At 73.6% G+C, this 242-nt stretch carries 1 protein-coding gene; it reads right to left on the bottom strand.

Annotated features, from left to right (window positions below; translation table 11 throughout):
- A partial coding sequence (locus RVY79_RS21250; protein ID WP_317466604.1) for an MFS transporter occupies window positions 1-242 on the bottom strand: 242 nt, incomplete at both ends.

The following is a 242-nucleotide window of genomic DNA, read 5'->3' as shown; positions in this document are numbered from 1 at the left end:
GCCACCACGGCCACCGCCAGGAGCACGAGCTGACGTGCCGGCACGGGCGTCGGATGTTCCGTCTGGGTGGCCGCCGGTTTCAGCACGACCATCGCGGCGGCGGCCGCCAGCGCGATCAGCACGACCAGCGACCAGAACGCCAGCCGCCACGTCGCGTACTGCGCAAAGATGCCGCCGACCGCCGGCCCGAGCAGCGTCGCAATGCCCCACATGCCCGAGAGCAGCGCCAGCGCGCGCGGCCA

The organism is Chromohalobacter sp. HP20-39 (genome assembly GCF_033052815.1).
In the GTDB taxonomy this organism is placed as follows: Bacteria; Pseudomonadota; Gammaproteobacteria; order Pseudomonadales; family Halomonadaceae; genus Chromohalobacter.
Note: the sequence above shows the minus strand (reverse complement) of the source record. Positions and strands in the feature narration are given on the sequence as shown.